Source organism: Kitasatospora sp. NPDC058184 (assembly GCF_042883725.1).
Lineage (GTDB): Bacteria > Actinomycetota > Actinomycetes > Streptomycetales > Streptomycetaceae > Kitasatospora.
The window spans coordinates 80,041-101,403 of record NZ_JBHVVE010000026.1; the positions used below are offsets into that span (position 1 = coordinate 80,041).

Genomic DNA, 21,363 nt, shown 5'->3' on the forward strand with positions numbered 1-21,363 from the left:
TCCGGACGGCGGCCCCGGCGCCCGTATCCTTGGCGCGTGAGCACCACCGACCCCACCTCTGACAGCCGCCCCCAGCCTCCGGCCGGGGGGACCCCCTTGCTGGGCAGTGCCGACATCCGGGAGCTGGCGGCCGCGTTCGGCGTGAAGCCGACCAAGCAGCGCGGGCAGAACTTCGTCATCGACGGCAACACCGTGCGGCGGATCGTCCGGGCCGCCGAGGTGACGGAGCAGGACGCGGTGGTGGAGGTCGGGCCCGGGCTCGGCTCGCTCACGCTGGCGCTGCTGGAGGTCGCGCGGCACGTGACCGCGGTCGAGATCGACCCGGTGCTGGCGCGGCACCTGCCGGACACCGTCGCCGCCCGGATGCCCGGCAAGGCGGACGCCTTCGACCTGGTGTTCAGCGACGCCATGGAGGTCACCGAGCTGCCCGGCCCGGCGCCCACCGCGCTGGTCGCCAACCTCCCGTACAACGTCGCGGTGCCCGTCCTGCTGCACATGCTGGCGACCTTCCCCAGCATCGAGCGGACCCTGGTGATGGTGCAGAGCGAGGTCGCCGACCGGCTCGCCGCCAAGCCGGGCAACAAGGTGTACGGCGTCCCGTCGGTCAAGGCCAACTGGTACGCCGAGGTGAAGCGGGCCGGCGCCATCGGGCGGAACGTGTTCTGGCCCGCCCCCAACGTCGACTCCGGGCTGGTCTCGCTGATCCGCCGCGAGCCGCCGAAGACCAGCGCCAGCCGCGAGGAGGTGTTCGCGGTGGTCGACGCCGCGTTCGCCCAGCGGCGCAAGACCCTGCGCGCCGCGCTGGCCGGCTGGGCGGGCTCCGCCGCCGGGGCCGAGCAGGCGCTCGCGGCGGCCGGCATCGACCACAGGCTGCGCGGCGAGATGCTGACGGTGGAGCAGTTCGCCGCGATCGCCGAGCACAAGCCCGCCCAGGCCGAGGGGGCCGAGGGGGCCGGTCAGCGGACCGGCCGGGCCGGGGCCGCCGAGCGCAAGCCGGTCCGGTCCGCGGCTGCCGAGCCCGGGGCCGCCGAGCCCGGGGCCGCCGAGCCCGCCGAGCCCGCTGAGCAGGCGCCCGCGTCCGCCGAGCAGACGACCGAGGACAGCGAGTGATCACCGTACGGGTACCGGCCAAGGTCAACGTCCAGCTGGGGGTCGGCGGGCTGCGCGCCGACGGCTTCCACGACCTGGCCAACGTCTTCTTCGCCGTCGCCCTCGGGGACGAGGTCACCGCCACCGCGGCGCAGGGCGTGACGCTGAGCTGCTCCGGGCCGGACGCCGCCGCCGTCCCGCTGGACGACAGCAACCTCGCCGCCCGCGCCGCCCGGCTGCTCGCCGCCCACCACGGCATCGCCGACCCGGGCGTGCACCTGCACATCGCCAAGGCCATCCCGGTGGCCGGCGGCATGGCCGGGGGCAGCGCCGACGGCGCGGCCGCGCTGGTCGCCTGCGACGCGCTCTGGCAGCTGGGCACCCCGCTCCCCGTGCTGCTCGAGCTGGCCGCCGAACTCGGCTCCGACGTGCCGTTCGCCCTGGTCGGCGGCGTCGCCCTCGGCCGCGGCCGCGGCGAGATCCTGGAGCCGCTGGCCGTCGAGGGCACCTTCCACTGGGTCTTCGCGGTCGCCGAGGGCGGCCTGTCCACCCCCGCCGTGTTCCGCGAGTGCGACCGGCTGCGCGAGGAGGCCGGCACCGGCTCCAGCGACACCGACGTCCCCACCCCGGACGCTGACCCGGCGCTGCTCGCCGCCCTCGCCGAGGGCGACCCCGTCGCCCTGGCCGCCGCCCTCGCCAACGACCTCCAGCCCGCCGCGCTCTCACTGCGCCCCGCACTCGCCGCCACCCTGCGGGCCGGCACCGAGGCGGGCGCGCTCGGGGCACTGGTCTCCGGCTCCGGGCCGACCTGCGCCTTCCTGGTCAAGGACGCCGAGGCCGCCGCCGCGGTCGCCGGGGCGCTGCGGGCCTCCGGCACCTGCCGGACCGCGCACGCCACCCACGGGCCGGTCCCGGGGGCGTCCGTCGCGGGCTGACGCGGTGAGGCCGCCGCGGCGGGCCCATTAGGCTGGGGAGATCGGGGTGTCCCGAGAGGGGCATCCGGCCGTCGAGCGGCGGGCCGCCCCGCGACCGCCGAACCCTGGAGCGCAGCACACGTGGCCGTCAACCTCGCCACCATCGAGTCCGTCACGAAGGTCTACGGCACCCGCGCCCTGCTGGACGCGGTCAGCCTGGGCGTCAGCGAGGGCGACCGGATCGGCGTCGTCGGCCGCAACGGCGACGGCAAGACCACCCTGATCCGGATGCTCGCCAAGCTGGAGGAGCCCGACGGCGGCCGGATCACCTGGAACGGCGGCCTCGAACCGGCCGTCCTCACCCAGCACGACTCGCTCGACCCGAAGGCCACCATCCGGCACGAGGTGATCGCCGGCCGGGCCGACCACGAGTGGCTCGGCGACGCCCGCATCCGCGACATCATCGAAGGCCTCTTCGGCGGCCTCGACCTGCCCGGCTTCGCCGACGGCCTGGACACCGTCATCGGCCCGCTCTCCGGCGGCGAGCGCCGCCGGATCGCCCTCGCCAAGCTGCTGCTCGGCTCGCCCGAGCTGATCATCCTGGACGAGCCCACCAACCACCTCGACGTCGAGGGCATCAACTGGCTCGCCCAGCACCTGCAGAAGCGCCGCTCCGCGCTCGTCTGCGTCACCCACGACCGCTGGTTCCTCGACCAGGTCTGCACCCGGATGTGGGACGTCCAGAACGGCGAGGTGCACGAGTACGAGGGCGGCTACTCCGACTACGTCTTCGCCCGCGCCGAGCGCTCCCGGATCGAGGCCGTCGAGGAGCAGAAGCGCCAGAACATGGCCCGCAAGGAGCTGGCCTGGCTGCGCCGCGGCGCCCCCGCCCGCACCTCCAAGCCGCGCTACCGGATCGAGGCCGCCAACGCCCTGATCGCGGACGTGCCGGACCCGCGCGACAAGTCCGAGCTGATGAAGTTCGCCAACGCGCGGCTCGGGAAGACCGTCTTCGAGCTGGAGGGCGTGACCGTCACGGCCGGCCCGAAGCTGCTGCTGGAGAACCTCACCTGGCAGCTCGGCCCCGGCGACCGGATCGGCCTGCTCGGCGTCAACGGCGCCGGCAAGACCTCGCTGCTGCGCGCGATGCGCGACGCGTACGCCTCCGAGGGCGACGTCCAGCCGACGTCGGGCGTCATCAAGGTCGGCAAGACCGTGCGGCTGGCCTACCTGTCGCAGGAGGTCGCCGAACTGGACCCGGCGACCCGGGTGCTCCAGGCCGTCGAGCAGGTCCGCTCGCGGGTCGACCTCGGCAAGGGCCGGGAGATGAGCGCCGGCCAGCTGTGCGAGCAGTTCGGCTTCGGCAAGGACAAGCAGTGGACGCCGGTCGGCGACCTGTCCGGTGGCGAGCGGCGCCGCCTCCAGCTGCTGCGGCTGCTGATGGACGAGCCCAACGTGCTGTTCCTGGACGAGCCCACCAACGACCTGGACATCGAGACGCTCAACCAGCTGGAGGACCTGCTCGACGGCTGGCCCGGCTCGATGGTCGTCATCAGCCACGACCGCTTCTTCATCGAGCGCACCACGGACACCGTCCACGCGCTGCTCGGTGACAAGAAGATGCGGATGCTGCCGAACGGCGTCGACGAGTACCTGGAGCGCCGGGCCAGGATGGCCGCCGCGGCCACCGCCGCCGCTCAGGCCGGCGCCGCCGCCCCGACCGCCACGGCCGTCGCGGAGGACGGGGGCGCGGCCCCCGCGCTGTCCGGCGGGGACCTGCGGGCGGCGAAGAAGGAGATGCAGAAGCTGGAGCGGCAGATCGCCAAGCTGGACGAGAAGGAGTCCAAGCTGCACGCCCAACTCGCCGAGCACGCCGCCGACTTCTCCAAGGTCGCGGAGCTGGACGCGCAGCTGCGCGCGGTCCGGGACGAGAAGGAGGAGCTGGAGATGGGCTGGCTGGAGCTGGCCGAGCAGGTCTGAGCTAGTCGTCCGGTCGGGTACGGAGGAGCGCTTCGAGCTCCTCCGCCGCACGGCCCAGCGCGCTGCGCGTCGGGTCGTGCGGGGCGGGTGTTGCGACTGTCGGGGTCGCCGCGGCTGCCGGGGACGTCGGGGGTGTCGGCGCGCTTGGGGCCGTCGGCGGGCGGTGCGCGCGGGCGCTGGCGGTCAGTTCGTCCAACGCGCGCCGCACCCGGTCGACCTCGGCCGGGTCCGGCACCCGGCCGCCGTACCGGATCTGCGCCGCGAAGGCCGCCACCGCGCCGCCCAGCCGCTCCAGCGCCGCCGTCGCCGGCAGCCACCGCTCGGCCAGCCGGCCGGTGGGCGGCGGCTCGGCCAGTCCCTGCTGCACCTCCCGGCGGGCGTCCGCCAGCGCCCGGTAGGCCGTACGGCGCAGCCACACCTGGGCGGTGCCGGTCCGGCCGCCGTCCTGGCCGCTGTTCGGGCCGCTGTCCGGGCCGTCGTCCTGGCCGGCGCCGCGGACGACGGCGTCCAGGTAGGCCCGCAGCGCCGTCGTCGCGTCGACCAGCCTGGGCTCGATCCGGTGGCGCGGGCGCTCCGGCCACAGCAGGTAGCCGAAGAGCAGCACGATCGCGCTGGCCAGCACGGTGTCCAGGACCCGGGGCCAGAACTCGGCGGCGCTGCTCTGCCCGCCGAGCTGGAGCAGGACCAGCGCCATCGGCGTCATCACCACGGTGTTCAGCCCGTAGTGCGCCGCCGTGGCGTACGGGAGCAGGGCCACGCAGCCGGCGGCCATCGCGGTCAGCGCCCACTCGTCGGTGGTGGCCATGAGCAGCGCCGCGGTCACCGCCACCCCGAGCACCGTGCCGACCGAGCGGCTCACCGCGCGTAGGAACACCGAGCCGAGGTCCGGCTTCAGCACGAAGGCGATCGTCATCGGCACCCAGTAGCTCTTGCTGAGCGGGTAGTTGGCGGTGACCGCCGAACCGACCGCGATGCACAGCGCGACCCGCAGCCCGTACCGGACCGAACCCCGGGACAGCAGCCGCACCCGCAGCCGCCAGGGGTCCGGCGGCGGCGCGGGGGCGGTGCCGAGCCGGGTGTCGCGGCCGGCCACGGTGTCGGCGGCGGCGCGCAGGGCCACGTCCAGGGCCTGCCGCGAGGGGGTGTCGGGCCGCCAGTCGGGGACGGCGACCTCGCCGCCGCCCCGCCGCACGGCGGCCGCCAGCCGGTTCGGCACCTCGGCCACCTCGGGCGGGACCGGGCGGCGCGCCCACAGCAGGCCGGTCGCCGCCTCGGTGGCGGCGAGGGCCGCCTCGTACATCCGGGCCCGGCGGTTCTGCCTGCTTCGGTGGTCCTGCCGTTCCCGGCGGTCCCTCCGATGCGTGCCGAGGAGGTCCTGGAGCTGGTTCAGGCGGGCCGTCAACACCTGGCGGGAGGCCCCCGCCCGCGGGCCGCCCAGGTCGGCGAGAGTACGGCCGAGCGCGTCGTACGCGGCGGCCAGCGCCCGGTTGCGCGGATCCGCCGCAGGCCGGTTCGGCGCACCCGCCGGCAGCCCGAGCAGCACCACGAACGCGGCCCCGACCGGCAGCATCGGCGCCGCCGCCCACCACGGCTGCGGCAACGGCATCCCACTGCCCAGCGCCGCCGACACCAGCAGCAGCATCCCTGCCGCCGACCCGCGCGGACCGGTCGCACTCAATGCACCCGAGGCGAAAGCGGTCAGCGTCAGCACGACACCCAGGACGAGGCCGTCCGCGTCCACGTGCTGGAGCGCGGTGCCGATCAGCATGCCGAGCGCCGAGGCGAGGACCGCCGTCCCGATCCGGGCGGCCCGCAACCTGCCCGGCTCGGCCCGGTCGTTCATCGTCGCGTGCATCGCCCCGAGCCCCGCGAACACTCCCAGATCCAGCCGGTGCACCAGCAGCCCCACCGCCAACGGCACCGCCATGCCCACCGCCGCCCGCACCATCAGCGCCACCGGCACCGGCGGCCGCGCGGGCCGCGCGGCACGGGCCCACCAGGGGGAAGGGGAGACGTCGGGAGAGCTCACGCGGTCACGTCCGTTCTGCGGCCTGGGGTCGCTGCTGTGCGACATTGCGCGGCAGATGGGGCGTACCGGGTCAGTCTACCCAGGCCGTCCGCGGCGGCTCCCACATGTCAAGTTCGTACCGATCGCGTACGGGCGGGCCAAGGTCCCTGCCGGTCCGACAGAGGCGATGGCTACGATGACGGAGGCGGAAACCGTCCACAGGGCGGACGGTGTACCGACCAGGACGGTACGACCCAGAAGTTGACGGTGTGTTGCGGAACGCGGCCGCCCGGGACGCCCCGGGCGCGGCGGGCCGTACGGGGGAGAGGTGAACTGCCGTGGCAGGCAATGGTGCAACTAGTTCGGGGACGCCGACTCCGTCAGCGAGTCCGTCGCCCAGTCCTACGCCGACACCCTCGGCGAGTCCTACGCCCAGCCCGTCGCCGAGCCCGGCCCCGAGCCCTACGACGACTGCCGCGCCCAGCCCTTCGGCCAACCCGGCACCCAGCGCGTCGGGGGCCGACCCGGGCAGCCAGGCGCCTGCGAACGACTCGGCACCGTTCATGCTGGACCAGAAGCTCCCGTGGCCGCTGGGCGGGATCAACATCGCCCCCGTCGTCAGCACGGTGCAGACCAACGTCAGCGCCAGTGACCTGGTGGCGGCCTTCGGGAAGCAGAACGTCCAGGTCGAGCTCGACACGCTCACGACGTTCGTGGGCAAGATCGAGGCCCTGCTCGCCGCGATGGAGGGCTCGCCGGCCGCGCCGTACAAGCTCCAGGAGCAGAAGCTGACGGGCAAGAGCTTCGCGAGCGCGGACTTCGCCGAGGCGACGGCGCTGACCACCGCCTACGGGAAGGTGCACGCCCAGCTCGTCCAGCTGCACAAGGACTTCGTGTCGCAGATCCAGGCGATGCAGACGGCGGTTACGCGGACGGCCAGCATCTACGCGACCAACGAGGACCACACGACGGCCGCGCAGAACGCCGTCGCGAAGAACGCGGGTGTCACCACGTCGGCACCTGGGTCGGGCGACGGAAAGTACTGATGGCGGTCTGGGGAGAGTCCTACGGGGAGACGGGGAGCAAGTAGTGTCAGGCAGCACGAACTTCGAAAGCATGGAACACGCCCACCTGCGGAAGATGGTGGACAGCACGGACCCGACGACGGTCCTCAGTCGCGGCACCCAGCTGCAGTCGGCCGGGCGGGTGCTGAAGGAACTGAGCACGGCGCTCAAGTCGCATGTCGGCAACGTCACCTGGGAAGGCCCGGCTGCCGAGAGCTTCAAGACCTGGGTGAACAACCTCCAGCAGTCGGCGCAGATCATCGGTGACCACGCCACGACCGCGGGCGATGCGATGCACCAGGCCGGGGAGGCACTCAGCACCGCCAAGGTCGCTGTGCCGGAGCCTCCGCAGACGGAGATCCAGGCGGTCGACAGGCACAACAGCCAGTCGAACCTGCTCAATGTTCCCCAGCTTGCCGTCGGCCAGACCGTCGACGAGTACATGAAGACGGTCAACCCCAAGTGGGTGACGTCGACGGAGTACGTCCAGGCGAAGGCGAAGGTCGAGAAGGAGCACCAGGAGGCCGTTCTCCAGATGGAGAAGCTGGCCCAGGCGTACAGCGCGGCGACGACGACGCTGAACGGGATTCCGTCGGACGTGGTGCTGCCCGGGACACCTGGTGACGGCACCGGCAAGGACGATGCGTCAACTGTTACGGGTGGCAGCGGTGGCTCGGTAGGCTCTGGCGGCCCCGTCCGCAATCCGCGTTCGGGCGGCGGAAGCGTCGGCGGTGGCTCCGACCCGTCCGGTGGGGGCGGCTACGGCGGAGGAAAGGTCCTGCCCCGTGACCCGGGATCGGGCGGCCCCGGCCCGTCCAACCCGGGCAACACCCCGCCCCCGCCGCACGGTGGCGGCGGCCAGCTGCCGCCCGCGCCGCAGGACCCGGGGACCTCGACCCCGCCGTCGTACCCGTCGGACCCGGTCAACCGTCCGGGCACCGACCTCAACAGCCTGCCCACCCTGCCGACCCTGCCCACGCAGACCGGCCCGTACGGCCCCGGCGGCGGCCAGCTGCCGACGGACGGACCGACCACCCTTCCCGGCTACCCGAACGGGCCGGGTGGCCCGGGCGGCGGGCCCGGCGTTCCCGGTGGCGGCCCGGTCACGGGCATCCCGGGTGGACCGGGCGGCGGCACCGTCCCGACCAAGGGCGGTGGCACCGGGTACGTCCCGGGCAAGGGCGGCGGCCAGATCCCGGTGCGCACGACCCCGTTCGGTGGCGGCCCCGGGCAGGGGAGGAGCGGCACCCCCGGCCTGCCCAGCGGGACGGTCTTCGGCGCCCGTGAGGCGGGGCCGGGAGGCGGCGGCCGGGTCGGCGGCCCCGGTGGCATGGGCGGCGGCATGCACCCCGGCATGGGCGGTGCCCACGGCGGTGCGGTCGGCGCCGGCGGAGGCTCGCGCGGCCGGGGCCTGTCCTCGACCACGGGTGGCACGGTCGGTGGCCGCAAGGGCCCGACGGCCGGCGGGGAGTTCACGCCGGGCGGTACCGGTCTGCGCAACCGCGCGGCGGGTGCTGGCGAGAGCGGCCCCCAGGCCAGGCAGAACGGCATGATGGCCCCCGGAGCGGCGGGCCACGGCGGCCGGAAGGAGCGCGACCGCCGCCAGCGGGCCGACTACCTGCACGAGGACGAGGAGACCTGGACCAGCGGTACGCCGCACAGCAATCCGGACGTGATTGAGTAGGACGGCAACGACTGCCCGGCCACTGGGCATCCCCAGTGGCCGGGCAGTCTTGTTCGGGGCACGCTTCCCGGTCGACGGAGAGATTGACGAGGAGTTGTGATGGGGCGGACGAACGCGCGGGCGCGTTGGCGGGCTGCTGCTGCGGCGCTTCTGGCGGCGGGAATCGTGGTCGGCCCGGTCGCAGCACCCGCAGTTGCCGAGGACACGATCCGGCAGCAGCAGTGGCATCTGGAGGCGATGCACGCTCCGGAGATGTGGAAGGTCACCAAGGGGCGGGGCATCACTGTCGCGGTGATCGACAGCGGGTTCAAGCTGGATCATCCTGACCTGGAGGGGCAGTTCCTGCCGGGCCAGGACTTCAGCGGAAGCCCCGGAGGTGTGGGTTCGGCCGCGGACGGCCATGGCACGGGTATGTCCAGCCTCATCGCCGGAACGGGCAAGGGAAACGGGGGGACGGGTGCGCTGGGGTTGGCGCCGGGTGTCAAGGTACTTCCGTTGAAGATCAACACCGGCAAGGTCGGCTCAATCGTCTCGACTGATTTCCTTGGTCAGATCGGGCAGGCCATCAGCTATGCGGTCGATCAGGGCGCCAAGGTCATCAATATTTCGCAGGGGATTGACGCGGTAACGGCCTACCCGGCGGACGTCACGAAACTGAACGGGATCATCGCGGCAGCCAGGGACAAGGGAGTCCTAGTATTCGCCAGCGTCGGAAATGAAGCCGAGAAGGGGAATCCGGTCGAGTATCCCGGAGCGCTTCCCGGGGTGGTCGGCGTGGGAGCTTCGGATCGAAATGGCACTGTTACGGCGGAGTCCGAACGGGGCCCCCAGGTGGTGTTTGTCGCGCCTGGCATGGATATGATCGCGGCTTGCACCTCACCCACGGGCTATTGCAAGAGTCACGGGACCTCTGACTCGACCGCGATGGTGTCGGCCTCGGCGGCATTGGTGTGGGCGGCGCATCCGGACTGGACGGGGAACCAGGTCCTGCGGGTGCTCATCAATACCGCAGGGAAGGCGAATGACGGGTCCGGTCGCAATGACCTCATCGGTTTCGGTGCGGTGCGGCCGCGTATTGCTTTGACGGATCCGGGAGATCCTGGTCCCGCGAACGTGTCACCGCTCCCGGTTGGCACGCCTGCACCGTCGGGGGCCCCGTCGCCTTCGGCGACCGCGCCTGCTGCTGGGTCTGCGGTGCCGATCCCGGTCGAGACTCCGACCGATGTGGCCGCCGGTGCGCCGTCGGTGCAGCCGAAGGCTGAGGCGTCCTCGGGCTCCGGCAGTGCGTTGCCGATCGTGGCGGGTGTGGTGGCCGGGTTGGTGCTGGTGGCGGGTGTGGTGATCGCGGTGGTGCGGCGAAGGAAGCCGGCCGCGCAGCCCGAGGCGGCCCAGGTGCCGCCGGTGCCGTTGCAGCAGCCGATGGGGGCGGTGCCGCCGGCTCCGCCGTCGTACCAGCCGCCGGTGCCGCCGGAGGACAACCCGTACGCGAGGTAGTTCACGTTGTTGGGGGAACGCGGGATGTGGGGTCGTCGGTTTGTGGCCCTGGGGGTTGTGAGCCTGAGCATGCTGGGGAGCGCGGTGACACCGGCTGCCGCCGATGGCTCGATTCGTGCTGATCAGTGGCACCTGGACGCGATGCACGCACCTGAGGTGTGGAAGGTTTCCAGGGGCCAGGGCATCACTGTCGCGGTGATCGATGGCGGGTTCAAGCTGGACCATCCGGACCTCGTGGGACAGCTCCTCCCTGGTAAGGACTTCAGTGAGAGCCCGGGCGGCGTCGGCTCGTACGCTGACGGCCACGGTACGGCGATGGCCGGCCTCGTCGCAGGATCCGGAAAGGCCAGTGGCGGCACGGGGGCGTACGGCCTTGCTCCTGCTGCCAAGGTCCTTCCACTGAAAATCAATAACGGGTCCGTAGGGGCCGTGGTTTCGGCGGATTTTCTGGGGCAGATCGGGCAGGCTGTCACGTATGCGGTCGAGCAGGGTGCCAAGGTCGTCAATATCTCGCAGGGAATCTCTGCCGTCACCGCATCTCCTGCTGACGCGGAGAAACTGAGCAAGACCCTGGCCTGGGCGCGGGCGAAGGGTGTTCTGGTGTTCTCCAGTGTGGGTAACTCCTACCAGTCAGGAAATCTTCTCGAGTATCCGAGCGGCCTGCCGAACGTGGTCGGGGTGGGCGCGATCGACCGCAACGCCACCGTGACTTCGGAGTCCCAGCAGGGGGCGCAGGTCATTCTCTCCGCGCCTGGTGTTGACATCGTCGAGGCATGCACCGGGAATACCGGGTACTGCAAGGGCCATGGCACATCGGACTCTTCTGCTCTGGCTTCAGCCTCGGCCGCATTGATCTGGTCCGTGCACAAGGACTGGACCGCGAATCAGGTCCTGCGGGTCCTCATCAATACCGCGGGGAAGCCGAACGACGGTTCCGATCGCAACAACATCATTGGTTATGGCGTTGTCCGGCCGCGTATCGCGTTGACGGATCCGGGAGACCCGGGTCCGGCGGATGTTTCGCCGGTTCCGGGTGATGCGGCGACACCATCGTCGGTTCCGTCGCCTTCGGCAATCGCCTCGGCTGCCGCATCTACTGTTCCAGGCCAGGCCGGAAGCCCGACCGACGTGGCCGCCGGTGCGCCGTCGGCGCAGCCGAAGACTGAGGCATCGTCGGGTTCGGGCAGTGCGTTGCCGATCATGGGGGGTGTGGCGGCCGGGTTGATGTTGGTGGCCGGTGTGGTGTTCGCAGTGGTGCGGCGCCGGAAGCCGGCCGTACAGCCCGAGGCGGTTCGGGTGCAGTCGGAGGGCAACCCGTACGCGAGGTAGGTCACGTTGTTGGGGGAGTACGGGATGTGGGTTCGTCGGCTTGTGGCTCTGGGGGCTGTGAGCCTGTGCGTGGTGGGGACCGCGGTGACGCCGGCTGTCGCCGATGGCTCGATTCGGCAGCAGCAGTGGCACCTGGATGCGATGCATGCCCCTGAGATGTGGAAGGTCTCCACGGGGCAGGGGGTCACTGTTGCGGTGGTCGACGGAGGATTCAGGCTGGACCACCCTGACCTTGTGGGGCAGTTCCTGCAAGGAAAGGACTTCAGCGGCATTCCCGGCGGGGTGGGATCGTTCAAGAACGGCCACGGCACGGAGATGTCCAGTTTGATCGCGGGCACCGGAAAGGGCGTGGGGGGAACCGGCGCCTACGGTTTGGCGCCGGGCGTCAAGATTCTGCCACTCAAGATCAACAATGGGACGGCCGGGTCCGTTGTGTCGGCCGATTTCCTGGATCAGATCGGGCAAGCCGTCACCTATGCGGTTGACCAGGGGGCAAAGGTCGTCAACATCTCGCAGGGGATTCCGGCAGTGACAGCCTCGCCGGATGATGTGGCCAGGCTGAACAGGGTTCTGGCCACTGCGCGATCCAAGGGTGTTCTTGTGGTGTCCAGTGTCGGGAATGAGGCGAAAACCGGAAACCTGGTGTCATACCCGGGCGGGTTGCCCAACGTCGTGGGTGTGGGGGCCATCGACCGCCAAGGGACCGTTGCGGACGAGTCGGAAACCGGTTCTCATGTCGCGCTGGTCGCGCCGGGTGCGGAGATCCTCGCGGCTTGCACCTCGGAGACGGAGTACTGCAAGAGCCACGGGACGTCGGACGCGGCAGCTCTGGTTTCCGCCTCGGCGGCACTGGTTTGGGCGGCTCACAAGGACTGGACGGCGAATCAGGTCCTGCGGGTCCTCATCAATACGGCGAGCAGGCCGAACGGGGGGACGGTTCGCACGGACGATGCCGGCTGGGGTGCGGTGCGGCCGCGTATCGCGTTGACGGATCCGGGGGATCCCGGTCCCGCCGACGTGTCGCCGCTTCCGGCTGATGCGGCTCCGGTGCCGTCGGCGAGTGGGTCTGCTGCTGCCTCGGTGGTGCCGGTTCCTGTCGAGAGCCCGGCTGGTGTGCCGTCGGCGCGGCCGAAGGCTGAGGTGGCGTCGGGTTCGGGCAGTGGTGCGTTGCCGGTCGTCGCGGGGGTGGTGGCCGGGTTGGTGTTGGTGGCGGGGGTGGTGTTCGCGGTGGTGTGGCGGCGGAAGTCGGCTGTGCGGCCTCGGGTGGCTCAGGTGTCGCTGGTGCCGCCGCCGGACCTGCCGGCGTACCGGCCGCAGGTGCCGCCGGAGGACAACCCGTACGCGAGGTAGCCGGGTTGCCGCGTTGCCGGGCAGCCGCGCAGGCGGGTCGGCTGAGGTGTGAGGGCGTCAGGTGCATCCTGGCGCCCTCGCGCACGTCGGGGGCGTGGGGCGGCGGGTGTGCGCCGGGGTCACTCGGGTGGAGGCTGGTGGGGGCGGGGTGGGGGTGGCGAGGGTGGTGGTATGGATGCGGAGGGTGCTTGGCGGGTCGGGCAGGTGCGGCGGGCGGCGGCTGCGGCGCTGATCGGGACGGCGATCGAGTTCTACGACTTCTTCATTTACGGGACGGCGGCCGCGTTGGTGTTCGGGCCGGTGTTCTTTCCCGGGTTGGGCACGGTGGGGGCGCTGTTGGCGGCGTTCTCGGTGTACGCGGTGGCGTTCCTGGCCCGGCCGGTGGGGGCGGTGGTGTTCGGGCACTTCGGGGACCGGGTGGGGCGGAAGGCGACGTTGGTGGTGTCGCTGCTGCTGATGGGGTTGGCGACGGCGGCGGTGGGGCTGTTGCCGGGGTTCGGGGCGTGGGGGTGGTGGGCGCCGGCGGTGCTGGTGGTGCTGCGGGTGTGCCAGGGCGTCGGGTTGGGCGGGGAGTGGGGCGGGGCGGCGCTGCTGATCGCGGAGAACGCGCCGGCCGGGCGGCGGGGGCGGTACGGGGGGTTCCTGCAACTGGGGCCGACGATCGGGTTCGTGCTGGCGAACGGGGTGTTCCTGGCGCTGCAACTCGGCCTGGACGAGGGGGCGTTCCGCGCGTGGGGTTGGCGGGTGCCGTTCCTGGCCTCGTTCGTCCTGGTCGCGGTGGGGCTGTTCGTGCGGCTGCGGGTCGAGGAGTCGCCGCTGTTCCGGACGGAGGGGCGGCGGGAGCGGCTGCCGGTGCTGGAGGTGCTGCGGGGGCACTGGCGTCCGGTGCTGGCGGGCGGCGGGGCGATCACCGTGGGGTACGCGTTGTTCTACCTGACCACGACGTACGCGCTGGCGTACGCGACGACCGGGCTCGGGGTGGCGAGCACGGTGGTGCTGTCGATGCTGCTGGTCGGGGCGGTGGGCATGGCCGCGACGGTGTGGTTGAGCGCCTCGCGCAGTGACCGCTGGGGGCGGCGGCGGACCTTGCGGTGGGCGACGGCTCTGGCCGCGGTCTGGTCGCCGGTGCTGTTCCCGCTGTTGGAGACGGTGAGCCGGCCGCTGATGTTCGTCGGGCTGGCGGGGGCGATGGTGGTGCTGGGCTGCATGTTCGGGCCGTTGGCGGCGTTCCTGCCGGAGCTGTTCCCGACCCGGGTGCGCTACACGGGCGCGGCGCTGACGTACAACCTGGGCGGTGTGGTCGGCGGTGCGACGACGCCGCTGGTGGCCACCCGGCTGACCGGGGCGTACGGGACGGCGCAGCCGGTGGGCTGGTACCTGGCGGTGCTGGGTGTGCTGGCCCTGGGGTGCCTGCGGATGCTGCCGGAGAACACCGGCGCGGAGCTCGGTTCGCTGGACGGTGTGACGGGCGGGGTGACGGGCGGTGCGGCGGACGGTGCCGAACTCGGTGCGGCGGACGGCCCGGTGGACGGCGGAGGCCGCCGGGCGCCCCGGTTGGGGACGGATCCGGCGGCCTGACGAGGGGTGGGCTCAGCCGGCCAGGGCGGCGCGGCCGGCCAGCACGACGGCGGTGTGCCGGGCGACGCGGTCGCCGAGGTGCTCGGCGGTGGCGATGTCGGACTTGTGGACGGCCTCCGGGCCGGCGTCGGCCGGGGAGGACGCGGCGGCGCCGTTGGAGAAGCCGAGCCGGTTGAGGTCGTCCTCGGAGGCGGTGGTGGCGTTCCAGCCGGGCTTGAGGCCGAGGTTGACCCAGCTCATGCCGTGCTGGGCGGCGAGGGTCTGGAAGAAGAAGAGGGTGCCGGCCTTGTCGCCGCTCTTGGAGGCGGAGTTGGTGAAGCCGGCCGCGACCTTGTCCTTCCAGGAGTCGGAGAACCAGCGCTTGCTGGTGGCCTCGGCGAAGACGTGGAAGGCGCCGGAGGCGGTGCCCATGTAGGTGGGGGAGCCGAAGACGATCGCGTCGGCGGCGTCCAGCTGGGCCCACTGCTCCTCGGTGATGGTGTCGACGGCGATCGTGACGACCTCGGCACCCGCGGCGGCGGCGCCACGGGCGACGGCCTCGGCGATCACGGCGGTGTGGCCGTAGCCGGAGTGGTAGGCGAGGGCGACGGTCGGACGGACGGCGGTCATGCGGCGCTCCAGGGGACGGGTGCGGGCCGGCGCGGTGGCCGGCGGGCAGGCGTGGGGACGGGACGGGGCGGGCGCACCGCGGTGGCGGCGGGCCCCGGCTCCGTTGGTCTCCAATATAGACCAGGTCTCCAATGGTTACCAAGGGTGGATTGGAGACCGCAGGGCTACCCTGGACGCATGACGACGGAGCAAGCGGCCCGGGCCGGGACCGGACAACCCGCGGAGCAGGACGCGAAGGAAGTGCGGACCGCGCAGGAAGCACGGGACGCGAAGGAAGCGCGGGACGCACGGGGGGAGCCGGATGAGTCGGACGAGCTGGAGTACGACGTGTTCGCCCAGCTCTGTCCCAGCCGCGCGGTCTTCGCCGAGCTGGCCGACAAGTGGTCGATGCTGATCCTGATGAGCCTCCTCGGCTGCGGGCCGCAGCGCTTCTCCGAACTCCAGCGCGGGGTCGGCGGGGTCAGCCGCAAGATGCTCACCCAGTCGCTGCGCAACCTGGAGCGCAGCGGGCTGGTGCTCCGTACGGTCTTCCCGGAGACGCCGCCGCGGGTGGTCTACGACCTGCTGCCGCTCGGTCGCGAACTGGCCGAGCTGCTCACGCCGGTCGGCCGGTGGACGGAGCACCGCGCCAGGCGGATGATGGCGGCCCGCGAGGAGTTCGACGCGGTGCACGGCGAGGACTGAGCCGGCGCGCGGTGAGGACCGGGAGGGCCGGCGCGGTGAGGTCCGGGCCGACCGGCGGCGGGGGCCGGAGGCCGATTTCCCTTCCGGGCCCGGAGCCGTGTAATGTCTTCCTTGTTCGACCGGCCCGGTGAAAAGCCCGGCAAGCCCCTATAGCTCAGTCGGTAGAGCGTCTCCATGGTAAGGAGAAGGTCTGCGGTTCGATTCCGCATGGGGGCTCCACTGAAAGACCCTCGCCTCACGGCGGGGGTCTTTCGCGTTTCCCGACCGGTTCCGCGGCCCGACACGCCACGGCCTAGCGGGTCGGGTACGGAATGCGCTGTGATGGTGCGTCATCGGCCGCCCGCCCGAGGGGTGCGGGCGCGAGCCGAACCCCGACCGGGAGGGTGTCATGGGTGTTCGACTCGTTGTGGTGGACGACCACCGGCTGCTGGCCGAAGCGCTGGCCACCGCACTTCAGCTGCGCGGCCACCGGGTGCTGGCGGTCGGTTCCCCGGCCGGTGTCGCCGCCGACCTGGTGGTTGGGCGGCGGCCCGAGGTGTGTCTGCTGGGGGTGGCCGCGCCGGGGGAGTCGGGTGCCTTCGACGGGCTGCGCCGGATCCGCCGGGAGCGCCCTGAGGTGGCCGTGATCGTGCTCGGTCCGGTGGGTGAACTGCGCGGAGTGGCAGGGGCGTTCGCGGCCGGCGCGGCCGGGTACGTGCCCAGCGACGAGCGGATCGAGGTGGTCGAGCGGGCCATCGGGCGGGCGCGCGCGGGCGAGGCCGCGGTCGCGGTGGACATCCTGCGCGGCGCCTTCGACCAACTGCTGCGCCCGGCGGCCGAACCGGACGACGAGGCCGTCCGGCTGCTGCGGCTGCTGACCCGCCGTGAGGTGCAGGTGCTGGCCCGGATCGCGGACGGCGAGGACACCGCGGCGATCGCCGCCGGGATGCGGATCGCCGCCAGCACCGCCCGGACGCACGTCCAGCGGGTGCTGATGAAGCTCGGCGCACGGACCCGGCTGGAGGCGGCCGCGGTGGCGGCGCGCACCGGTCTGCTGGAGCGGATGGCCGGCGGCTGAGGAGTTGGTGAGAAGGCTGGAAGCAGTCGTCCGGGTGGCGCGGAGCACCCCGGTGGGATTGGGAGAATGACCCCAGTCGTACGGATTCCGTCGACGGCTTCCGCCCGACCGGGCGGACCGTCGTTCGCTGGAGGTCGCAACATGAGTAAGTACCTGGTCACGGGTGGCGCCGGCTACGTCGGCAGTGTGGTCGCCGCCCACCTGCTGGAGGCGGGGCACCGGGTGACCGTCCTGGACGACCTCTCCACCGGTTTCCGCGAGGGCGTCCCGGCCGGTGCCGAGTTCGTCGAGGGCCGGATCCAGGAGGCCGACAAGGTGCTGGACGGTTCCTTCGACGGCGTGCTGCACTTCGCCGCCTCCTCGCAGGTGGGCGAGTCGGTCGCGGACCCGGAGAAGTACTGGCGCAACAACGTGGCCGGCTCGCTGGAGCTGATCAGCGCGATGCGCGCGGCGGGCGTGCGCAAGCTGGTGTTCTCCTCCACCGCCGCGACCTACGGCGAGCCGGAGGCCGTGCCGATCGCCGAGACCGCCCGCACCGCGCCGACCAACACCTACGGCGCCACCAAGCTCGCGGTGGACCACCTGATCACCAGTGAGGCCGTCGCGCACGGCCTGGCCGCCGTCTCGCTGCGCTACTTCAACGTGGCCGGTGCGTACGGGTCCTACGGTGAGCGGCACGACCCCGAGTCGCACCTGATCCCGCTGGTCTTCCAGGCCGCGCTGGGGCAGCGTCCGCACATCGCGGTGTACGGCGACGACTACCCGACCCCGGACGGCACCTGCGTCCGCGACTACATCCACGTCGCGGACCTGGCCGAGGCGCACCTGCTGGCGCTGGACGCGGCGAAGCCGGGCGAGCACCTGATCTGCAACCTGGGCAACGGCAGCGGCTTCTCGGTGCGCGAGGTGATCGAGTCGGTCAAGCGCGTCACCGGCCGGGAGATCCCGGTGCAGGTCGCGGGCCGCCGGGCCGGCGACCCGGCGGTGCTGGTGGCCTCGGCCGCCCGCGCCCACGAGACGCTGGGCTGGACCCCGCGCCGCCCGAACCTGGACGAGATCGTCGCCGACGCCTGGACGTTCACCCTGGCGAAGAACGGCCGGTGAGAAAAGGCCGGTGAGAAAGGCCGGTGAGCAACGGCCGGTGAGCAGTGGTGGAGTGGGGGTCGGACGGTCCAAGTCCGGCCACTCACGCACCTTCTGACGAAACTTCACCGAATCGCCACGAGCGCGTATCCCGCCCCGTACGCTGAGTGCGGTACCGGTGGGGGCCGGCGCCCATTCGGCCTCACCGGCCACCGGTGGGCGGGCGGAACGGCGGGTCCGGAACGCGGATGCCGGGCCGGTCCCCGCCCCCGGGCTCGGGCGGTGCGAGCAGGGGGAGGGACGATGGGGCGGATTCGCGTCCTGGTGGTCGACGACCACCGGATCTTCGCCGAGGCACTGGCCGCGGCGCTGGCCGCCGAGCCGGACGTGGAGGTGGGGGCGGCCGGCAGTGCCGCCGCCGCCGAGCGGGCCTTGGAGCGGGCGGCCGGCGAGGGCCGGTCCTACGACGTGGCGTTGATCGACGCCGACCTGGGCGTCGAGCCGGTCGGGACGGTCGGTGCGGCCGGGACGATCGGGACTGGCGGCCAGGCGGGCGTGCCGGGAGCGCAGGCGGGCGGCGGAGTGCCGGCCCGCCGTCGGCCCGGCGCGGAGTACGGCGACGAGGCCCGGCGCGGCCGCGGTGCCCCGCCCGTGCCGCAGCCGCGCCGGCCGGCCGTACCGGTGGGGGTGCCGGTTCCGCTGTCGGGCGGGCTGCCGACCGGGGTGCGGGCCGTGGTGGACCCGCTGCGGGGCGATCAGTTCAGACCCGCCGCCCCACCACCGGACGGCATCACCCTGCTCGCCCGGCTCCGCCGCGCCCACCCCGGGCTGCGCGCCGTCGTCCTGGCCACCGCCGACGACCCGCACCGCGCCGCCCGCGCCCTGCACGCGGGCGCCACCGGCTGGGTGGCCAAGGAGAGTTCACTGGCCCGGCTGCTGGCGGTGGTCCGGGGCGTGCTGCGGGACGAGACGCACCTGCCGCCCGCGCTGCTCACCGGGGTGATCCGCGAGCTCACCACCGCCCGGCGGGACCGCACCGAGAGCGAGCGGCTGGTGGACACCCTGACGCCGCGGGAGAAGCAGATCCTGCGCTGTATGGTCGCGGGCCTCGGCCGGCAGGCCGTCGCGGAGCGGCTCTACCTGTCGCCGCACACCGTCCGGACGCACATGCAGAACGTGCTGGGAAAGCTCGGGGTGCACTCCACGCTGGCGGCCGTCGCGGTCGCCCGCCGGGCCGGGGTCAGCCCGGCCGAGCCGGCCGCGCCCCCGCCGTCCCCGGTGGTCGGCACCGTCGAACGGCCCTGACCCGCAAGCCCGGGCCCGGAGCCGTCAGCCCGGAGCCGTCAGCCCGGGATGTTGTCGAACGGGGCGACCAGCACGCGCAGCAGCGCGGCGAGTTCGGTCTGCTGGCCGGAGGTGAGCTGGGCGAGCAGTTCGCGTTCGTGCGCGAGCAGTCCGGCGAGCGCCTGGTCGGCGCGGTCGCGGCCGTCGTCGGTGAGCCTGACCAGCACGCCGCGACGGTCGTCCGGGTCGGGCAGGCGCTTGACCAGGCCCTTGCCGGTGAGGCGGTCGATCCGGTTGGTCATGGTGCCGGAGGTGACCAGGGTCTGGGTGAGCAGCTGGCCGGGGGAGAGCTGGTACGGGGAGCCGGCCCGCCGCAGGGCGGTCAGGACGTCGAACTCCCAGGGCTCCAGCCCGTGCTCGGCGAAGGCGGTGCGGCGGGCGCGGTCCAGGTGCCGGGCGAGCCGGCTGACCCGGCTGAGCACCTCCAGCGGCTCCACGTCGAGGTCGGGGCGCTCCCGGCGCCACGCTGCGACCAGCCTGTCGACCTCGTCCTCCATGGCGATCAGTGTATCGGTGGATGTGTCGATGTGAAGTCTCTTGACATCGAGAAATGTGCCAGCAAGGCTAACGCTGGATATCTTGATATCGAGATACCTGCGAGGTGAACCATGACCACCCCCGTCTGGGACCCGGAGCAGTACCTGCGCTTCGCCGACGAACGCAACCGTCCGCTGCGCGAACTGCTCGCCCGCGTCCCCGCCCTCCCGCACCCCGGTGCCGAGGTGATCCTGGACATCGGCTGCGGCCCCGGCAACTCCACCGCCGCGCTGCGCGAGCGCTGGCCGACCGCCCGCCTCACCGGCGTCGACAACTCCGCCCCGATGCTGGCCACCGCCCGTACCGGGGGCGAGCCCACGGCCGAGTACCTGCTCGCCGACGCCCGCGAGTACGACCCGGCCCCGGCCGGGCCCGACCTGATCGTCTCCAACGCCACCCTCCAGTGGGTGGACGGGCACCTGGCGCTGCTGCCGCGCTGGGCGGCGGCCCTCGAACCTGGTGGGGTGCTCGCCTTCCAGGTGCCCGGCAACTTCGACGCCCCCAGCCACACCCTGCTCGCCGACCTGCGCCGCAGCGCCCGCTGGCGGGGCCTGCTCGGCGAGGAGGCCGTCCGGGCCGGCGTCCACCCGCCCGAGCGCTACCTCGACGCCCTGGTCGCCGCCGACTGCCTGCCGGACGTCTGGGAGACCACCTACCGCACCCTGCTGCCGGGGCCGGACCCGGTGCTGGAGTGGGTCAAGGGCACCGCGCTGCGCCCGGTCCTCACCCGGCTCACCGACCCGGCCGACCGGGCCGCCTTCCTGGCCGAGTACGGGCGGCTGCTGCGCGAGGCCTACCCGGCCGGGCCGCACGGGACGGTCTTCCCGTTCCGGCGGATCTTCGCCGTGGGGACCAGGCGGCCGCGGGGGTGAGACGGCCGTACGGGTGAGGCGGCCGCGGGGCCGGGTCGGCCCGGGCGGCCCGGCCGGTCAGCCCTTGCGCTCGCCGACCAGCCGCGGGTGCCGCTCCAGGCCCTCCAGCCCGTGCCAGGCGAGGTTCACCAGGTGCGCCGCCACCGTCGCCTTGTCCGGCTTGCGGACCTCCAGCCACCACTGCCCGGTCAGCGCGACCATCCCGACCAGCATCTGCGAGTACATCGGGGCCAGCCGGGCGTCGAAGCCGCGGGACTTGAACTCCAGGCCCAGGATGTCCTCGACCTGCGTGGCGATGTCGCTGATCAGCGAGGCGAAGGTGCCGGTCGACTGGGCCACCGGGGAGTCCCGGACCAGGATCCGGAAGCCGTCCGTCGAGGTGTCGATGTAGTCCATCAGCGCGAAGGCGGCCTGCTCCAGCAGCTCGCGCGAGTGCCCGCCGGTCAGCGCCCCGGTGACCATGTCCAGCAGCAGCTGCATCTCGCGGTCGACGACCACCGCGTACAGCCCCTCCTTGCCGCCGAAGTGCTCGTACACCACGGGCTTCGACACCCCGGCGCGCTCGGCGATCTCCTCCACCGAGGTGCCGTCGTAGCCGCGCTCGGCGAAGACCGTCCGGCCGATCTCCAGCAGCTGTTCGCGCCGCTGCTTGCCGGTCATCCGGACCCGGCCGCCCCGGCGGCGGGC

Annotated in this window: 18 protein-coding genes and 1 tRNA gene; 15 read left to right on the plus strand and 4 right to left on the minus strand. The window is 72.8% G+C overall.

Annotated features, from left to right (window positions below; genetic code table 11):
* Nucleotides 1-36: 36 nt before the first annotated feature.
* The 3 genes from rsmA to ACFVXH_RS34740 all read left to right on the plus strand — a co-directional run bounded on the left by rsmA (nt 37) and on the right by ACFVXH_RS34740 (nt 3,983).
* A complete protein-coding gene (gene rsmA, locus ACFVXH_RS34730) occupies nt 37-1,110 on the plus strand; it encodes a 16S rRNA (adenine(1518)-N(6)/adenine(1519)-N(6))-dimethyltransferase RsmA (protein ID WP_387829861.1) in 1,074 nt (357 codons plus the stop codon).
* On the plus strand, nt 1,107-2,024 hold the full coding sequence (locus tag ACFVXH_RS34735; protein WP_387829863.1) for a 4-(cytidine 5'-diphospho)-2-C-methyl-D-erythritol kinase: 918 nt from the start codon (nt 1,107-1,109) through the stop codon (nt 2,022-2,024). Before rsmA ends, ACFVXH_RS34735 begins: the two co-directional genes overlap by 4 nt.
* Nucleotides 2,025-2,144: 120 nt before the next feature.
* Complete coding sequence (locus tag ACFVXH_RS34740; RefSeq protein WP_375876020.1) at nt 2,145-3,983, plus strand: ABC-F family ATP-binding cassette domain-containing protein; 1,839 nt, start codon at nt 2,145-2,147, stop codon at nt 3,981-3,983.
* Between the two features lies 1 nt (nt 3,984).
* Here ACFVXH_RS34740 and ACFVXH_RS34745 read toward each other — a convergent pair whose 3' ends face one another.
* Complete coding sequence (locus tag ACFVXH_RS34745) at nt 3,985-6,012, minus strand: FUSC family protein (RefSeq protein WP_387829866.1); 2,028 nt, start codon at nt 6,010-6,012, stop codon at nt 3,985-3,987.
* A 542-nt stretch (nt 6,013-6,554) separates the two neighbouring features.
* On the opposite strand from ACFVXH_RS34745, the gene ACFVXH_RS34750 reads away from it, so the two are divergent.
* From ACFVXH_RS34750 to ACFVXH_RS34775, 6 genes are all read left to right on the plus strand, one after another.
* Nucleotides 6,555-7,037 (plus strand): hypothetical protein, encoded by a 483-nt coding sequence (locus ACFVXH_RS34750; RefSeq protein WP_387829869.1) that lies wholly within the window; start codon nt 6,555-6,557, stop codon nt 7,035-7,037.
* A gap of 70 nt (nt 7,038-7,107) precedes the next feature.
* Nucleotides 7,108-8,739: a WXG100 family type VII secretion target gene (locus tag ACFVXH_RS34755; RefSeq protein WP_387829871.1), complete on the plus strand. Its 1,632-nt coding sequence runs from the start codon at nt 7,108-7,110 to the stop codon at nt 8,737-8,739.
* Between the two features lie 99 nt (nt 8,740-8,838).
* The gene (locus ACFVXH_RS34760; protein WP_387829874.1) at nt 8,839-10,233 is read left to right on the plus strand and encodes a S8 family serine peptidase; all 1,395 of its coding nucleotides are present in this window, start codon (nt 8,839-8,841) and stop codon (nt 10,231-10,233) included.
* A gap of 57 nt (nt 10,234-10,290) precedes the next feature.
* Complete coding sequence (locus tag ACFVXH_RS34765; protein ID WP_387829877.1) at nt 10,291-11,562, plus strand: S8 family serine peptidase; 1,272 nt, start codon at nt 10,291-10,293, stop codon at nt 11,560-11,562.
* A 72-nt stretch (nt 11,563-11,634) separates the two neighbouring features.
* Nucleotides 11,635-12,912, plus strand: a complete 1,278-nt coding sequence (locus tag ACFVXH_RS34770) for a S8 family serine peptidase (RefSeq protein ID WP_387829880.1) — start codon at nt 11,635-11,637, stop codon at nt 12,910-12,912.
* 171 nt (nt 12,913-13,083) lie between these two features.
* A complete protein-coding gene (locus ACFVXH_RS34775; protein ID WP_387829882.1) occupies nt 13,084-14,490 on the plus strand; it encodes an MFS transporter in 1,407 nt (468 codons plus the stop codon).
* 12 nt (nt 14,491-14,502) lie between these two features.
* Here ACFVXH_RS34775 and ACFVXH_RS34780 read toward each other — a convergent pair whose 3' ends face one another.
* A complete protein-coding gene (locus tag ACFVXH_RS34780; protein WP_049653702.1) occupies nt 14,503-15,099 on the minus strand; it encodes a flavodoxin family protein in 597 nt (198 codons plus the stop codon).
* Nucleotides 15,100-15,276: 177 nt separating this feature from the next.
* On the opposite strand from ACFVXH_RS34780, the gene ACFVXH_RS34785 reads away from it, so the two are divergent.
* The 5 genes from ACFVXH_RS34785 (at nt 15,277) to ACFVXH_RS34805 (ending at nt 19,228) form a co-directional block, all read left to right on the plus strand.
* Nucleotides 15,277-15,783 carry a helix-turn-helix domain-containing protein gene (locus tag ACFVXH_RS34785; RefSeq protein ID WP_079271851.1) on the plus strand — a complete coding sequence of 169 codons (507 nt, stop codon included), beginning with the start codon at nt 15,277-15,279 and terminating at the stop codon, nt 15,781-15,783.
* Nucleotides 15,784-15,926: 143 nt separating this feature from the next.
* Nucleotides 15,927-16,002 (plus strand) — tRNA-Thr (locus ACFVXH_RS34790).
* 169 nt (nt 16,003-16,171) lie between these two features.
* Nucleotides 16,172-16,840 (plus strand): response regulator transcription factor, encoded by a 669-nt coding sequence (locus tag ACFVXH_RS34795; RefSeq protein WP_049653699.1) that lies wholly within the window; start codon nt 16,172-16,174, stop codon nt 16,838-16,840.
* Between the two features lie 141 nt (nt 16,841-16,981).
* Nucleotides 16,982-17,944 carry a UDP-glucose 4-epimerase GalE gene (gene galE / locus ACFVXH_RS34800; protein WP_049653698.1) on the plus strand — a complete coding sequence of 321 codons (963 nt, stop codon included), beginning with the start codon at nt 16,982-16,984 and terminating at the stop codon, nt 17,942-17,944.
* 282 nt (nt 17,945-18,226) lie between these two features.
* Nucleotides 18,227-19,228, plus strand: coding sequence for a response regulator transcription factor (locus ACFVXH_RS34805; RefSeq protein WP_117489296.1), 1,002 nt, complete (start codon nt 18,227-18,229; stop codon nt 19,226-19,228).
* 38 nt (nt 19,229-19,266) lie between these two features.
* Here ACFVXH_RS34805 and ACFVXH_RS34810 read toward each other — a convergent pair whose 3' ends face one another.
* Nucleotides 19,267-19,764 carry a MarR family winged helix-turn-helix transcriptional regulator gene (locus tag ACFVXH_RS34810; protein WP_049660288.1) on the minus strand — a complete coding sequence of 166 codons (498 nt, stop codon included), beginning with the start codon at nt 19,762-19,764 and terminating at the stop codon, nt 19,267-19,269.
* Nucleotides 19,765-19,875: 111 nt separating this feature from the next.
* On the opposite strand from ACFVXH_RS34810, the gene ACFVXH_RS34815 reads away from it, so the two are divergent.
* Nucleotides 19,876-20,676 (plus strand): methyltransferase domain-containing protein, encoded by an 801-nt coding sequence (locus tag ACFVXH_RS34815; protein WP_387829887.1) that lies wholly within the window; start codon nt 19,876-19,878, stop codon nt 20,674-20,676.
* A 57-nt stretch (nt 20,677-20,733) separates the two neighbouring features.
* Here ACFVXH_RS34815 and ACFVXH_RS34820 read toward each other — a convergent pair whose 3' ends face one another.
* On the minus strand, nt 20,734-21,336 hold the full coding sequence (locus ACFVXH_RS34820) for a TetR/AcrR family transcriptional regulator (protein ID WP_063780418.1): 603 nt from the start codon (nt 21,334-21,336) through the stop codon (nt 20,734-20,736).
* Between the last annotated feature and the right edge of the window lie 27 nt (nt 21,337-21,363).

Coding starts and splice junctions, on each gene's coding strand:
- ACFVXH_RS34750 (WP_387829869.1), top strand. CDS start 6,555: ATGCTGGACCAGAAGCTCCCGTGGCCGCTGGGCGGGATCAACATCGCC.
- ACFVXH_RS34755 (WP_387829871.1), top strand. CDS start 7,108: ATGGAACACGCCCACCTGCGGAAGATGGTGGACAGCACGGACCCGACG.
- ACFVXH_RS34760 (WP_387829874.1), top strand. CDS start 8,839: ATGGGGCGGACGAACGCGCGGGCGCGTTGGCGGGCTGCTGCTGCGGCG.
- ACFVXH_RS34775 (WP_387829882.1), top strand. CDS start 13,084: ATGGATGCGGAGGGTGCTTGGCGGGTCGGGCAGGTGCGGCGGGCGGCG.
- ACFVXH_RS34780 (WP_049653702.1), bottom strand. CDS start 15,099: ATGACCGCCGTCCGTCCGACCGTCGCCCTCGCCTACCACTCCGGCTAC.
- ACFVXH_RS34785 (WP_079271851.1), top strand. CDS start 15,277: ATGACGACGGAGCAAGCGGCCCGGGCCGGGACCGGACAACCCGCGGAG.
- ACFVXH_RS34795 (WP_049653699.1), top strand. CDS start 16,172: ATGGGTGTTCGACTCGTTGTGGTGGACGACCACCGGCTGCTGGCCGAA.
- galE (WP_049653698.1), top strand. CDS start 16,982: ATGAGTAAGTACCTGGTCACGGGTGGCGCCGGCTACGTCGGCAGTGTG.
- ACFVXH_RS34805 (WP_117489296.1), top strand. CDS start 18,227: ATGGGGCGGATTCGCGTCCTGGTGGTCGACGACCACCGGATCTTCGCC.
- ACFVXH_RS34810 (WP_049660288.1), bottom strand. CDS start 19,764: ATGGAGGACGAGGTCGACAGGCTGGTCGCAGCGTGGCGCCGGGAGCGC.
- ACFVXH_RS34815 (WP_387829887.1), top strand. CDS start 19,876: ATGACCACCCCCGTCTGGGACCCGGAGCAGTACCTGCGCTTCGCCGAC.
- ACFVXH_RS34820 (WP_063780418.1), bottom strand. CDS start 21,336: ATGACCGGCAAGCAGCGGCGCGAACAGCTGCTGGAGATCGGCCGGACG.